This is a genomic window from Salinisphaera sp. PC39, from assembly GCF_040361335.1.
Lineage (GTDB): Bacteria > Pseudomonadota > Gammaproteobacteria > Nevskiales > Salinisphaeraceae > APNM01.
Map to the genome: position 1 here is coordinate 222,357 of NZ_APNM01000005.1, position 14,028 is coordinate 236,384.

Sequence of the window (14,028 nt, forward strand, 5' to 3'; positions counted from 1 at the left end):
GCGGGCGCTAGCCCTCCTCCTCGTCCACCACGGCCTGGTAGGCCTCGGCGTCCAGGAGGTCGTCCAGGGCACCCTCGTCGGTCAGGGACAGCTTGAACAGCCAACCCTGGCCGTACGGGTCCTCGTTCACGAGCTCCGGGGACTCCGCCAGTTGCTCGTTGACCTCGACCACTTCCCCGGCCAGCGGGGCGTAGACATCGGATGCGGCCTTCACCGACTCGACCACCGCGCAGGCGTCGCCCGCGTCGAGGGTCTCGCCGGCCTCCGGCAGTTCCACGAACACCAGGTCGCCAAGGGCCTGCTGGGCGTAGTCCGTGACGCCGATGGTCACGGTGCCGTCGCCGGCCGCGTCGACCCACTCGTGGGACTTGGTGTATTTCAGTTCGCTCGGCACGTCGCTCATCGACCTCTCTCCCCTTGCTGATCCACCTCGATACGGCGGCGCCTCACAGGGCGCTCTCACCGTTACGCACGAACGGGTAGCCGACGATGCGCGCGCGCAGCCAGCGCTTGCGCACCGCGACCTCCACCGTTCCCTCCCAATCCGCGGGCACCCGCGCCAGCGCGATGGAACGCTCCAGGGTCGGCGCGTAGCCGCCGCTGGTGATCACGCCCTCGCCGCCGGCCTCCGGGTGCCGCAGGGTCTGGCCCGTCCGCATGACGCCGCGATCCTCCAGCAACAGGCCGACCATCTTGCGCTCGACCCGGCCGCGCACGGCCTCCAGGGCCTCGCGGCCCACGAAATCGCGGTCCTCGGGCTTCCAGGCAACCGTCCAGCCCAGCCCCGACTCCAGCGGGTGGGTATCCTCGTCCATGTCCTGGCCGTACAGGTTCAGGCCGGCCTCCAGGCGCAGCGTGTCGCGCGCCCCCAGGCCGCAGGGCGCGACCCCGGACTCGCGCAGCGAGCGCCAGGTCTCGACCATGGCGTCGTGGGGCAGGACCAGCTCGTAGCCGTCCTCGCCGGTATAGCCGGTGCGGCCGACCATCCAGTCGCCCTGGACGGCGGCGTTGAAGGGCTTGAGTTGGCGGGCGCTTTCCGCCAGGTCGGGATCGAGCGCGGCGCTGGCGCTGGCACGCGCCTTGGGCCCCTGGACGGCGATGATGCCCAGGTCGGCACGCGGCTCGATGGCGACGTCGAAGCCCTCGGACTGCCCGCGCATCCAGGCCAGGTCCTTGTCGGTGGTGCCGGCGTTGACCACGGCACGGTAATCACCGTCGTCCAGGTGATAGACGATCAGGTCGTCGACCACGCCGCCGCGGGTGTTGAGCATGCAGGTATAGATGGCCTTGCCGGGCTTGCCGTCGGTCTTGGCGACGTCGTTGGCCAGCAGGCGGCGCAGGAAATCGCGGGCGCCGGGGCCGCCAAAGTCCACGACGGACATGTGCGAGACGTCGAACATGCCCGCGGCGCGGCGCACGGCGTGGTGCTCGTCGATCTGGGAGCCGTAGTTCACGGGCATGTCCCAGCCCGCGAAATCGACCATTCGCGCACCGAGCGCCTCGTGTTCGGCGTACAGGGGCGTTCTCTTTCCCATCGCGTTGTCCGTTTCCAAAAAAGGTGGCCGGGCTATTGCCCCGCCGCCCCTCTGTCCGGACACCTGAGAGATTTGAAGCCCCGTCGGTGAGTCGGCGTACCGACTTCTCTCCAGAGTCAACCGGGGCGGCCGATCGGCCGTCCTGCGCGCGCGGTCCTGGTGCCTGAGCGTTTCCGGGCGGATGTTGCGTCTTCGGCGGCGGACCCGGCGTTTGCCGGCCGCGCTCTCCCACGCACGCTTTCGGTTGAGGGTCCGACTATACCGAAGAAGCGGACAAAGATAAAAGCCGGGTTACCGGGCCCTAGTCCCTACGGCCGGTCTTCCCCACGCCGGTGGCGTGCCGGATCATGAGGCGCTTGACGGGACCGATGCCGTCGGCGGCGGCGATGGCGCGGTCCCGCAGGCGGGCGAGCACGGGATGGCGGCTGCCGAACACGTGCTTGAAGGTATCGGTCGCGGCCAGCATCGCCAGGTTCTCGGTCTTGCGGCTGCGCTGGTAGCGCCGCAACAGCGCGGCGTCGCCCGGATCGCGGCCGGCGTCACGCCCCTCGGCCAGCACCCGCGACAGCGAGGCGGCGTCCAGCAGGCCCAGGTTCACGCCCTGCCCCGCCATCGGGTGCACCACGTGCGCGGCGTCGCCGACCAGGGCCACGCGTTCGCGAACGTAGTCCACGGCATGCAGCAACCGCAGGGGGAAGGCCCCGCGCCTGCCCACCGCGCGGATCCGGCCGAGCACCCCGCCGGAGGCCTCGGTCAGACGCTCGCAGAAGGTCTCGTCGTCCAGGTCCGCGAGGGTGTCGGCCAACGGTTCGTCCGCGTGCCAGGCAAGGGAGCAGCGTCCGTCCGCCAGGGGCAGGAAGGCCACCGGTCCGGTAGGCGTAAAACGTTGCCACGCCACCGCCTGGTGAGGCTTCTCGGGGGTGACCGTGCCCACCGTGCAGCGCTGGTGATAGGGCCAGCCGACCGTACGGATGCCAGCCATCCGCCGTACCGGCGAGTTGGCGCCCTCCGCCCCGATCACCAGCGAGGCCGACAGGCTGCGGCCGTCGTCCAGCTCGACCCTCGCGGCCTCCGCATCCACGTCCAGCGAGGTCAGCATCGCGGGGCAGAACACCCGCACGCTGCCCAGCGCCGCCCAGGCCTCGTCCACGATCAGGTTGTTCTCGACGATATGGCCCAGCTCCGGCAGACCCAGCGCGGTGTGCTCGAACTCCAGCAGCGAGCGGCCGCCGGCGTCCCAGACCCGCATCCCCCGGTAGGGGCTGACCCGGCGCGCGGCGATACGCTCCCACAGACCCAACTCGTCCAGAAGGGTCCGCGGCCCCGGCGCCACGGCCGAGACCCGCAGATCGTAGTCGCCGGTGGCGTCGAACGGCGGCGGCCGCCGGGCCTCGACCAGACCGATGCGGAAACCCGCACGCTCCAGGGCCACGGCAAGCACCGCCCCCACCATGCCGCCACCAATAACCAATACATCGAAATGATCACTCATTTCGATGACTCCGTCCCTTCTCCCGCCCTGTGGGAGAAGCCGGATGAGGGCCCAACCAATACATCGAAATGATCCGTCATTTCGATGACCCCGTCCCTTCTCCCGCGAGCGGGAGAAGCCGGATGAGGGCCCCAACCAATACATCGAAATGATCACTCATTTCGATGACTCCGTCCCTTCTCCCGCCCTGTGGGAGAAGCCGGATGAGGGCCCGACCAATACATCGAAATGATCATTCATTTCGATGACCCCGCACCCTGCCCCGCCGACAACGTCCCCGCCGCCGCCAGGCCCATGCTCCGCCGCGCCATATCGTCCTTGACCGCCGGCAATAGCTCCAGACCCACCAGGCCCAGCGAGCGTGCGGCGCCGAGACCCGGCACCCGGTTGGAGAACAGGCGCACGATGCGATCGGTGAAATCGCTCACGCGGCGCTGGTCGGCGGCCCGGGCCTCGCGCCACACTGTCAGCACGTCGGCGTCGCCGGGGTCGATGCCGGCGGCGGCCGCGTGGCGCAGCTCGCGCGCCAATACCGCGACATCCCGCATCGCCAGGTTGAAGCCCTGCGCCGCCGCCGGATGCAGGTGGTGCCCGGCGCTGCCGACGAGTGCCGCGCGCGCGGTAACCGTGGTGGCGGCGACCAGGCGCTTCAGGGGATAGGTCAGCCGCTCCCCGGGGGCGCGCAACTCCCCCAGACGATGACCGAAAGCGGCCTGCAGTTCGGCGAGGAAGTCGTCGTCCGTCAGTTCGGTCACCCGCGTCGCCTCGGCCTCCGGCAGGGCCCAGACCACGGCGCAGGTCTCCGGCGTGCGCGGCAGCAATGCCAGAGGACCGTCCGGCAGGAAACGTTCGTAGGCGGTATCGGTGTGATCGTAGCCCGGCGTCACGGTGGTCACCACGGCCCGCTGGCCGTAATCGCGGACTTCGGCCTCGACGCCCAGCGCGTCGCGCACGGCGGAACGGGCGCCGTCCGCGCCGACCAGCAGCCGCGCGCGCAGCGTTCGCGGTGCGTCGTCCCCGCCGCGAACGGTCACGGTGACACCCTCGGCGTCCCGCTCCAGCGCGTCGAAGCGCGCCGGCGCGATCATCGTGACGTCGTCTAACTCCGTCAGGCGTTCGCTGAGCACACGTCCCAGGACCCGGTTCGGCACCACGTACCCCAGGGCCTCGACGCCGTAATCGGCGCAATCCACGCGCGTAACCCCGAAACGGCCGCGCTGGGAGACATGCAGGCGCCGGATCGGTGCCGCCTCGGCGGTCAATCCGCGCCAGAGACCCAGGTCCTCGAACAGCCGGCGCGTACCCCAGGCGAGGGCCGTGGTGCGCTCGTCGTAGCTCGGCTGGCCGGCCGCCCCGAAGGGCACCGCCTCCACCATCGCCACCGAGAGGCCGCTGCCCGACAGACTGCAGGCGAAACTCGCCCCCGCAAGCCCGCCCCCAATGATTAATACGTCGAAATGCTCATTCATTTCGACGACCCCGTCCCTTCTCCCGCTTGCGGGAGAAGCCGGATGAGGGCCCTAATCAATACGTCGAAATGCTCCGTCATTTCGACGGCCTCGTCCCTTCTCCCGCTCGCGGGAGAAGCCGGATGAGGGCCCTAACCAATACATCGAAATGATCCGTCATTTCGATGACTCCGTCCCTTCTCCCGCTCGCGGGAGAAGCCGGATGAGGGCCCTAACCAATACATCGAAATGATCCGTCATTTCGATGACTCCGTCCCTTCTCCCGCCCAGCGGGAGAAGCCGGATGAGGGCCCGACCAATATATCGACACGATCCGTCATACCGGAGACACCGCCCCGCCGATGGACGACCGACTCATGCGCGCTCCGCCATCAGCGCCTCGATGGCCGCCATGTCCTTGGGGACGTCGGCGGTGAGTATCTCAGGGTCGCGTTCGGTCACGCGCACGTCGTCCTCGATGCGGATGCCGATGTCCCAGAACCGCTCGTCCACGCCCTCGCTGCCGGCCGGCACGTAGAGTCCCGGCTCGATGGTCAGGGTCATGTCCGGTTCCAGCTCGCGCCACTCGTCACCCTGGCGGTAATCGCCGACATCGTGCACGTCCATCCCCAGCCAATGGCCGGTGCCGTGCATGTAGAAACGCCGGTAGCGCTCCTTCTCCACCAGCTCGTCGACACCACCCTCGAGCAGGCCCAGGTCCACCAGGCCCTGGGTGAGCACGCGCACGGCCGCGCGGTGCGGGGCCTCGTAGTCGTAACCGGGCCGCACCGCCAGGATCGCGGCCTTCTGCGCCGCCAGGACCACCGCGTAGAGGTCGCGCTGGGGGCCGCTGAAGCGGCCGTTGACGGGGAAGGTACGGGTGATGTCGGCGGCATAGCCGGCATGTTCGGCGCCGGCGTCGATCAGCACCAGGTCGCCGTCCGCGAGCGTGGCGGCATTTTCGATGTAATGCAGGATGCAGGCGTTGGCGCCGCCGCCCACGATCGAGGGATAGGCCGGCTCCATGCCGTCCCGCTCGAATTCGTGGTGCAACTCGGCGGCGAGGCGGTACTCCGGCATGCCGGGCGTCGCCGCCCGCATGGCACGGCAGTGGGCGCGTGCCGAGGTGGCGGCGGCGGCGCGCATCAGGTCCAGCTCGCCGGGACTCTTGCGCAAGCGCATTTCGTGGAGGATGCCGTCGAGCGACACGATACTGGCCGGCGCGCGGGCGCCGCGCCGGCCGCCGGCACGCAGACCGCGCAGGGCCGCGATCACGCGCTCGTCCATGGCCGGATGCTCGCCGAGCGTGTAGTACAGGCGCTCGCGGCCGCCCAGAAGACGCGGCAGGTACTCCTCCAGTTCCTCGATCGGATGGGCGGCGTCGGCCGCGTATTCGCGCACCGCGCCGTCGGGGCCGGCACGCAGGCCGTCCCAGATTTCGCGGTCGGGATCGCGGTCGCGACAGAACAGGATGAACTCGCCATCCTCGTGACCCGGCGCGAGCACGGCCACGGCGTCGGGCTCCGTGAATCCGGTCAGGTAGCGCAGGTCGCTGTCCGGCCGATAGGGATAAAGTACGTCGCGGTTGCGCACGCGCTCCGGCGATGCCGGGATCAGGGCGATGCCGTCCTCGCCGATCGCCTCGGCGACACGGCCCCGGCGCGTCGCGTACTCTCCAGCCGATACCGTCAATGCAAGCGCTCTCTCTCGTCCGCGCCGCGTGCCGGCCGCAACTCCAGGAAGATAAGCTGCGCCCCGACCCGCACGTATTCCACCAACTCGGCGTAGTCGCGTTCCGCGGCGTCGGTGCCGGATTCCTCGGGTGTGAGCGTGGCCTTGGACAGTTCGGTGATGTCCTCGACCACTTCGCGGACCTCCTCCGAGAGGTGCCCCATGTCCAACTCGCCCTGGCTCGCCAGGCCGTACACGAAGCCGCCGCACCAGCGCGCCAGGGCCTGCACACGGGTCTCCAGCGAGGCATCGTCGTCGCCCGGCAGGATGGGCGCAAAGCCGGCGTCCGAGTCGAAGAAACGCTCCAGGGTCAACTCGCGCAGCGCGGCCAGCGGCTCGGTCATGCCGGCACCGAGCCCGGCATCCACGGCCGCCGCCGGATCGGCATCGTCACGCACACACAACATGCCGCACAGCGTCCCGTGCACCTCCGCAGGGTCCTGCGCCGAGCCCACTTGTTTCAGGGCGTGACGCAGGGCCTGATATTGATCCGCTTCACTCATGGCGCAAGCTTATCAAAGACGTGATTGGTGATTGGTGATTGGTGATTGGTGATTGGTGATTGGTGATTGGTGATTGGTGATTGGTGATTGGTGATTGGTGATTGGTGATTGGTGATTGGCAAAGAGCGTAAGCCCCTCTCCCCAACGAATCACAAATCACGGATCATGGATCATGGATCACGCCAACAGAACCATGTAGCTGGCGTTGTACCAGGCGTGCAGCAGGATCGGGGCGGTCAGGCCATGGTGCCGTTCGCGGAAATGGCCGAACACCAGCGACGGCACGAATACGCCGGCGGCCCAGAGCGGCGGGTGGTAGAACAAATGCAAGGCCGCGAACACCAGGCTGGTGGCGAGGTTGGCGGCGCTGACCGGACCCAGCCGCCAGCGCCAGCGGCGTGCCAGCCACGGCTGCAAGCCGCCGCGGAACACCGTTTCCTCCAACGGCGGATAGACCAGCACGGCAAGCCAGGGCCAGAGCGATCCGGGATCGGGCAGTGCCGGCGCCCAGGCCACGCCGGGCAAGAGCGCCAGCAACGGACAGACCAGCGGTCCGGCGGCCAGCGCCGCCCAGAGCCGTCCGTCCCGTATCAGCGCGCCCGCGCGGGGCGCCATGCGATGCCGGCCAGCGCCAGCAGTAGCATCAGCGGCCACAGCGGATCGCTCGTGTCGCCGCCCAGGGTGCAACCGCCCCCGCCGCCACCGCCACTGTCGGAACCGGTGCCGCCCTCGGCCCGCTCGGCGGGACCGACGATCGCGGAAGCGGCGTCATCGGGACACTCGGTGCCGTTGATCAACTCCCAGCCGATGTCCCGGAGCAGACAGGCGGACAGGCCGATGCCGTGCAGGACATCGTTCTCGGGCGTGTTGAAGGGCTCCATCAGGGCATCGGGTCGCAGGGAGGTATCCCAGTGCGAGATCGAGGACCCCGCCTCAACCGGCGACGGCGCGTACAGCAGCACCCGCGGCGTGCCCTGCCCGTCCGGCGTGGTGCCGTCCGACAGCGCATCGGGCGCGGCGGCGGTGACCGCGTCACCGCTCCAGACGACGTTGCCGTCGTTCTGCGCCGAGGCCATGCGCTCGCTGTCGCTCATGCGGTGCCAATTCTTGCCGGCTGTGAGATCCCGGATGAAAACGGAGTAGATGTCGGGCGTGTCCTGGACGAAGGCCCCGGTGGAAAGCTCGACGAAGGTGGCGAAACCCAGGCCGTGCACGATCTCGTGAACCGCCGTGGATACGAAGTTGAGGTCGCCGTCGGGCGGATCGTTATCGAGACCGTAGTACCAGTCGGCGCCGCCGAGACAGAGCTGGTCGCCGGACAGGCCGGTATTGTCGAGGGCACTGTTGAAGGTGGCGCCGATATCGGGCCCGTCGTCCAGTCGCTCGCCGGCCAGGGCGTTGGCCTGGGCGATCGTGTAGAAGGTGTCGCTGCGCGGGGCGCCGGAGAAGTTCTCGATCAGGGTCTCGGCGCCGGCGGAAGCCAGCGTGGCATTGTTGATCGAGCAGCTCTGGCGATCGAAGTTCACGGCGAGCTGGATGGTCACGGCGCTGCGCAGGCGGCTACCGAGGATCTCCGCCGCGTACTCCAGCGCCAGCAGGCGCTGTTCGCCCAGCGTGGTGCCCTCGTTGCCGCCCACCGGCTCCCGCGGCGAGTCATCGTTGAGACCCTCACCGGGATCGTCCTGGTTGATAATGCGTATCTGCGCGGCGTGCGCCGCGGGCAGGCCCAGGGCAACGGCCAGGACGAGCACGGCGAGCCTAGTCGCGATACGCATGGCCATGCTCGATATGCAAGTCACCGTCTTGCGTCCGGGTCGCGCGCACGTGGACCCGCCGCTCGCGCGGCAGGCGCACGATGGTCATCCCGTCGCGGCGCTCGACCTGCACCGCGGCCGGCTGCGGCGCGGTGACGGCGCGGCGCGCACGGGTCGCCTCCCGCTGCGCCGATGTCGGGACGCCCAACCGCCCCGTCTCCGGGTCCAGGTAGGCTTGCGACGCGGACGGTGCCGGCGTGGCGTCCGAGCCAGCGTCGGGGCCGACGGTCATGGTCGCCGGCAACAGCGCGAGGGCCAGCACGGCGACGAGGGCACGGATTGTCATCGGACCATTCTCCCCGCGGACTGCCCCCAGCCTACCGAAATCCGGCCCGCCTTGTCCGCATTGTCCGTCACTCGACCTTCCTTATGATTACATCCCGGTAATCACGGATCCGTCGGACATAGCGCACCGGCTCGGTGCCGCGCGCGTAGCCGTACTTGAGCCGGGTGTAGTAGCGCTTGTCCGAAAGCAGCGGCAGGGTTTCGCGCACATCGCGCCATTCATGCGGGTCCAGGCCCTGGCGCGCCGCCAGCTTCTGGGCGTCGCGCAGGTGCATCAGGCCGACGTTGTAGGCCGCCAGGGCGAAGTAGGTGCGGTCGGGCTCGGCGATCTCCTCGTCCAGCCGCTTCTTCATGTTGCGCAGGTAACGGGCGCCGCCGTCGATGCTCTGCGCGGGATCGAGGCGGTTCTCCACGCCCAGCTCGCGGGCCGTGGCCCGGGTCAGCATCATGATGCCCCGCACCCCCGTGGGGCTCACCGCATCCGGGTCCCAGTGCGATTCCTGGTAGGCCTGGGCCGCCAGCAGACCGTGCGGCACACCGTGGCTGTCGGCCGCACGCTCGAACAGGTGGTCATAGCGGGTGTAACGCTCGTCGATCCGTTCCACCAGGCGTTTCTTGTCCACGTAGTCGAATTTGGCGATGAAGCCGTAATAGCGGTCCCAGACCGCGGCCAGACGATCGGACTCGCGGAACGAGGCCAGCCAGGACTCGGCGGCGGCACGCAGTCCGTCCGCGCCCGCCGGCATCGGCCAGGCGAGCTTCTGCGGCGCCCCAAGATTGAACATCACCAACAGTTCCGGATAGTAGCGCCGGTTGATGTCGACGATGTTGGAGTCGGCCACGGTGCAGTCGATCTCCTCGCGCCAGACTCGCTCCAGGAGTTGCTCCGTGCCGACGTCCGCGACCGATTGCCAGGCCAGTTCGGGATGTTGCTCCTGGAGGGCGCTCAGGCGTTCCTCGTAGCTGCTTCCGGCGATCACCGCCAGGTCCAGCCCCACCAGATCCGCCGGCTTGCGCGGCTTGGCGGCGCGACAAACCACCTGTTGGCGCACGGTCTGGTAAGCGGGGCCGAAGCCGAAGCGTTCCCGCCGGGCATCGGTCTCGGTCAGGCCGCCCGCCGCCAGGTCGGCGCGCCCCTCGGCGACCGCCGCCAGCATCCTGGAGACACTGTCGTAGACCGCGAATTCGGGCTCGACACCGAGAGATTCCGCGAATGCCTTGCCCAGCCGGTACTCGGGGCCGGCCGGCTCGCCGTCCCGGTTGATGTAATAAGTGGTCGGGGCGTTGCGGGTGGCGATGCGGAGGACACCGGCCTCCCGGATGGTGTCGAGATCGCCCGCCGTGGCCCGCGGTTCGTGGTCCACGTCGTTGTTCGGCGCGCCCTCGTCCTGGGAGCACGCCGCCACCGCCAGCGCGGCCAGCATGGCGAACGCCCGTAGGCGATGACCCGGATTCGCGTGTCTCATGATGGTCCCCTCCATCGACATACCTCTGTGCCTTACCCTATCAGCCCGTTGTGGCCGGGGCGCCGCCGTCCCGTTATGCTGCGGCCGGATTCCCGAATTTCCCTACATTCCGCTACGCGAGAGCCGCATGAGCCGATGCATCCCCGAATTCCGGGACCTGTTCGCCGACCTCGTCGCCTGCCGCACCGTGAGCTGCGCCGACCCGGCCTGGGACACGGGCAACCGCGAGGCGGCGGAGCGCCTGGCCGGCTGGCTGGACGAGCTGGGCTTCGACTGCACGCTGCACCCGCTGCCCGAACGCGCCGACAAAGTGAATCTGGTGGCGCGCCTGGGCCCGGACACCGGCGGCGAAAGCGGCCTCGCCCTGGCCGGCCATCTCGACACGGTGCCCTACGACAAGGGCAAGTGGACCTCCGACCCGTTCTCGCTCACCGAACGGGACGGCCGGCTGCACGGCCTGGGCACGGCGGACATGAAGGGCTTTCTCGCTCTCGCCGCGGATGTCGCCCGCGACTACCGGGCGCGCGCCCTGAACGCGCCCCTGGTGATCCTGGCCAGCGCGGACGAGGAATGCGGCATGGACGGCGCCCGCGCCCTCGCGGCCGGGGGGCCGCCGCCGGCCCGCTATGCGGTGATCGGCGAGCCCACCGGGCTGGTGCCCATCGCGCGACACAAGGGCATCTTCATGGAAGCCGTCGCGGTCGGCGGCCGTGCCGGACACTCCAGCAACCCCGCACACGGCATCAACAGCATCGAGGGCATGCGCCACGTGCTGGACGCGGTCCTGGACTACCGCGACGACCTTGCCGGCCGCGGTGGCGGCGAAGGCTTCCCGGTGCCGCACGCCACCCTCAACGCCGGCGTGCTGCGCGGCGGCGACAGCCCCAACCGCATCCCCGCCCGCTGCGAGCTGCAGCTCGACCTGCGCTTCCTGCCGGGGGACCGCATCGAGACCCTGCGCGACGGCCTGCGCGAACGGGTGCGCGCGGCCCTGGCGGACGGCCCCTGGTCGCTGGATTTCACCGAACTGTTCGTGGGCACGCCGGCCTTCGAGACACCGGCCGACTCGCCGATCGTGCGCGCGGCCGCCGAGCTCACCGGCGAATCCCCGGCGGCCGTGGACTTCGGCACCGAGGGCGCGTTCTACAACGACTGGGGCATGGACACCGTGATCCTCGGCCCCGGCGACATCGCCCAGGCCCACCAGCCGGACGAATACCTGGCGCTGGACCGCATCGAGCCGATGAAACGCATCCTCCACGGCCTGATCGAACGTTTCTGCGTTTGATCAATGAACCACAGAGACACAGAGAGCACAGAGATAAAAAACAGCCAAAAGGCAAAAAGACACGAAAACCAGTGTGGGCCTAAAATCAACATCTTTTGTTCTTCAGGCCTTTCTGGGCAATAGTCTTAACTCTGTGTTCTCTGTGTCTCTGTGGTTAATCTTCCTGGCATCTCTGGGATAATGGTCAGTTTAGGTTTGGGGATAGTCGAGTGAACGACGCGGTCGACAAGCCGGAGGATTCCGCCGACGCCCGGGCGATGGTCGGGGCGTTGCGTGCGAGCGCGCCCTACATCCACGCCCACCACGGCCGCACCTTCGTCGTGAACTTCGGCGGCGAGGCCGCGGGCGCGCCCGGTTTCGAGGCCCTGGTCTACGACATCGCGCTATTGCACAGCCTGGGCGTGCGCCTGGTCCTCGTGCACGGCGCACGGCCGCAGATCGACGCCGCGCTGGCCGGTGCCGGCATCGACACCCGCATGGTGGCGGGCGTGCGGGTCACGGACGTCGAGGCCCTGGCTTGCGTGAAGCGGGCCGTGGGCAGCCTGCGCATGGATATCGAGGCCCTGTTGTCGACGGGCCTGGCGAGCACACCCATGGGCGGCGCCCGGCTGCGCGTGGCCGGCGGCAACCTGGTCACGGCCAAGCCGGTCGGCGTGGCGCACGGAGTCGACCATCAGCACACCGGCGAGGTCCGGCGGGTGGACGTGGACGCCATCCGCACCCACCTCGACCGCGGCCATATCGTGCTGCTCTCGCCGATCGGCTATTCGCCCACCGGCGAGATCTTCAACCTGTTCCACGAGGAAGTCGCCACCGCCACCGCCGCCGCGCTGCGGGCCGACAAGCTGGTCCTGCTGCACGCCGGCGCCGAGTTGCACGACCGGCGCACCGATCTGCCCGCCCAACTCGGGCTGCACGAGGCCGAGGCCCTGCTCGCCGACGAGGGTGCCCTGGAGACGGCCGACCGCACCCGGCTAGAGGCGGCCGTGCAAGCCTGCCGTCAGGGCGTGACCCGGGCCCACCTGGTGAGCTTCGAGGACGATGGCGCCCTGCTGCGCGAGCTCTACAGCCGCGACGGCGTGGGCACGCTCATCGCCGCCGATACCTACGACACCGTCCGCCAGGCCACCGCCGAGGATGCCGGCGGGCTGCTGGCGTTGATCCAGCCGCTGGAGGCGGCGGGCGTGCTGGTGCCCCGCTCCCGCGAGCAACTCGAACTCGAGATCGACCAGTACACCGTGCTGGTGCGCGACGGTCTGATCACGGCTTGCTGCGCCCTGATGCCGTATACCGAGGAGTCCGTGGGCGAGCTCGCCTGCGTGGCGGTCCATCCGGATTACCGGCGCCAGGGGCGCGCCGAGCTGCTGCTGCGGTCCGTGGAGAAGCGGGCCCGGGCCCTGGGCCTGCGGCGGCTGTTCATCCTCACGACCAAGGCCGGACACTGGTTCGTGGAGCACGGCTTCGAGCCCGGCGACCTCGCCGACCTGCCCCTGTCCAAGCGTCAGCTCTACAACTACCAGCGCAATTCGGCGGTCTACATCAAGGCGCTGTGAACCGCGGCGGCCACATCCCGCGCGTCCATGTCGAGGGACCGCTGGCGGCGGGCGCCGAGGTCCGCATCGAGGGCGACAAGGCGCACCACCTGCGCAATGTCCTGCGCCTGCGTGCCGGCGACGGGGTGATTCTCTTCGACGGCGGCGGCGGCGAATACGACGCCACGGTGGCCGACCTCGGCCGGGGGCTGATCGAGCTGAGCGTCGATCGCTACCGACCGGCACACCGGGAATCGCCGCTTCGCCTGGTGCTCGCCCAGGGCATCGCGCGCGGGGACCGCATGGATTTCGCCGTGGCCAAGGCCGTGGAACTGGGCGTGCACGCGATCCGACCCCTGTTCACCGACAAGGGGCAGGTCAGGCTCGACGGCGAACGCCTCGCGCGCAAGCTGAGCCACTGGCGGCGGGTCGCGGAAAGCGCCGCCGAGCAATCGGGCCGCGAACGGGTGCCCGAGGTGCAAGAACCGACACCGCTGGGCGACTGGCTCGCCGTCGCGCCGGGAACCACCCGCCTGGTGCTCGACCCCGCGGCGGAAAGCGGTCCCGCATCCCTGCCGCGCACGGTCGACGCCTGCCTGCTCATCGGGCCGGAATCGGGCCTGTCCGGTGCCGAACTGGAAGCCGCAAGCGCCGCCGGCTTCAGCCGTATCCGCCTCGGCCCCCGCGTGCTGCGCACCGAGACCGCGGGGCCTGCGGCCCTTGCGATACTGCAAGCGTTGTGGGGCGACATGGGGTGACAAGCACCACGGAGGCGCACAGAGAGGTGCGTATTTGTCATGCCGGAAGGCGCGCAGCGCCGATCCGGCATCCTGACACTCTCCCGTGATGGGCCTGCATCCGCCGCCCGGATAGCTGCTTCGCAGCTTCTGATGGGATGGACTCCCCCCTCTTATACGGCATCTTAAGTGCCAGG

13 protein-coding genes and 2 riboswitches are annotated in these 14,028 nt (G+C 69.3%); of the genes, 3 read left to right on the top strand and 10 right to left on the bottom strand.

Going from position 1 to position 14,028, the window contains the following annotated elements; translation table 11 throughout:
• Positions 1-7: 7 nt before the first annotated feature.
• The 10 genes from gcvH to mltF form a co-directional block, all read right to left on the bottom strand.
• Positions 8-403 carry a glycine cleavage system protein GcvH gene (gene gcvH, locus PC39_RS07135; protein ID WP_353252679.1) on the bottom strand — a complete coding sequence of 132 codons (396 nt, stop codon included), beginning with the start codon at positions 401-403 and terminating at the stop codon, positions 8-10.
• Positions 404-446: 43 nt separating this feature from the next.
• Entirely contained in the window at positions 447-1,535 is a 1,089-nt protein-coding gene (gene gcvT / locus PC39_RS07140) for a glycine cleavage system aminomethyltransferase GcvT (protein WP_353252680.1), read from the bottom strand.
• A 41-nt stretch (positions 1,536-1,576) separates the two neighbouring features.
• Positions 1,577-1,659: riboswitch (glycine riboswitch) on the bottom strand.
• 17 nt (positions 1,660-1,676) lie between these two features.
• A riboswitch (glycine riboswitch) is annotated at positions 1,677-1,776 on the bottom strand.
• A gap of 60 nt (positions 1,777-1,836) precedes the next feature.
• Complete coding sequence (locus PC39_RS07145) at positions 1,837-3,027, bottom strand: UbiH/UbiF/VisC/COQ6 family ubiquinone biosynthesis hydroxylase (protein WP_353252681.1); 1,191 nt, start codon at positions 3,025-3,027, stop codon at positions 1,837-1,839.
• Positions 3,028-3,263: 236 nt separating this feature from the next.
• A complete protein-coding gene (gene ubiH / locus PC39_RS07150; RefSeq protein WP_353252682.1) occupies positions 3,264-4,496 on the bottom strand; it encodes a 2-octaprenyl-6-methoxyphenyl hydroxylase in 1,233 nt (410 codons plus the stop codon).
• Between the two features lie 354 nt (positions 4,497-4,850).
• Entirely contained in the window at positions 4,851-6,167 is a 1,317-nt protein-coding gene (locus PC39_RS07155; RefSeq protein WP_353252683.1) for an aminopeptidase P N-terminal domain-containing protein, read from the bottom strand.
• The gene (locus PC39_RS07160) at positions 6,164-6,709 is read right to left on the bottom strand and encodes a UPF0149 family protein (protein WP_353252684.1); all 546 of its coding nucleotides are present in this window, start codon (positions 6,707-6,709) and stop codon (positions 6,164-6,166) included. The genes PC39_RS07155 and PC39_RS07160 overlap by 4 nt, the downstream gene beginning before the upstream one ends.
• 177 nt (positions 6,710-6,886) lie before the next feature.
• A complete protein-coding gene (mrtJ, locus tag PC39_RS07165) occupies positions 6,887-7,324 on the bottom strand; it encodes a JDVT-CTERM system glutamic-type intramembrane protease MrtJ (protein ID WP_353252685.1) in 438 nt (145 codons plus the stop codon).
• The gene (locus PC39_RS07170; protein WP_353252686.1) at positions 7,300-8,484 is read right to left on the bottom strand and encodes a JDVT-CTERM domain-containing protein; all 1,185 of its coding nucleotides are present in this window, start codon (positions 8,482-8,484) and stop codon (positions 7,300-7,302) included. Before PC39_RS07170 ends, mrtJ begins: the two co-directional genes overlap by 25 nt.
• Positions 8,468-8,809: a post-PEP-CTERM-1 domain-containing protein gene (locus PC39_RS07175; RefSeq protein ID WP_353252687.1), complete on the bottom strand. Its 342-nt coding sequence runs from the start codon at positions 8,807-8,809 to the stop codon at positions 8,468-8,470. The genes PC39_RS07170 and PC39_RS07175 overlap by 17 nt, the downstream gene beginning before the upstream one ends.
• A 67-nt stretch (positions 8,810-8,876) precedes the next feature.
• On the bottom strand, positions 8,877-10,274 hold the full coding sequence (gene mltF, locus PC39_RS07180; protein WP_353252688.1) for a membrane-bound lytic murein transglycosylase MltF: 1,398 nt from the start codon (positions 10,272-10,274) through the stop codon (positions 8,877-8,879).
• A gap of 127 nt (positions 10,275-10,401) precedes the next feature.
• Here mltF and argE point away from each other — a divergent pair, with 127 nt between their 5' ends.
• From argE to PC39_RS07195, 3 genes are all read left to right on the top strand, one after another.
• The gene (gene argE, locus PC39_RS07185; RefSeq protein ID WP_353252689.1) at positions 10,402-11,562 is read left to right on the top strand and encodes an acetylornithine deacetylase; all 1,161 of its coding nucleotides are present in this window, start codon (positions 10,402-10,404) and stop codon (positions 11,560-11,562) included.
• A 257-nt stretch (positions 11,563-11,819) separates the two neighbouring features.
• A complete protein-coding gene (gene argA / locus PC39_RS07190) occupies positions 11,820-13,115 on the top strand; it encodes an amino-acid N-acetyltransferase (protein ID WP_353252699.1) in 1,296 nt (431 codons plus the stop codon).
• A complete protein-coding gene (locus tag PC39_RS07195) occupies positions 13,112-13,852 on the top strand; it encodes a 16S rRNA (uracil(1498)-N(3))-methyltransferase (RefSeq protein WP_353252690.1) in 741 nt (246 codons plus the stop codon). Before argA ends, PC39_RS07195 begins: the two co-directional genes overlap by 4 nt.
• Positions 13,853-14,028: the final 176 nt, after the last annotated feature.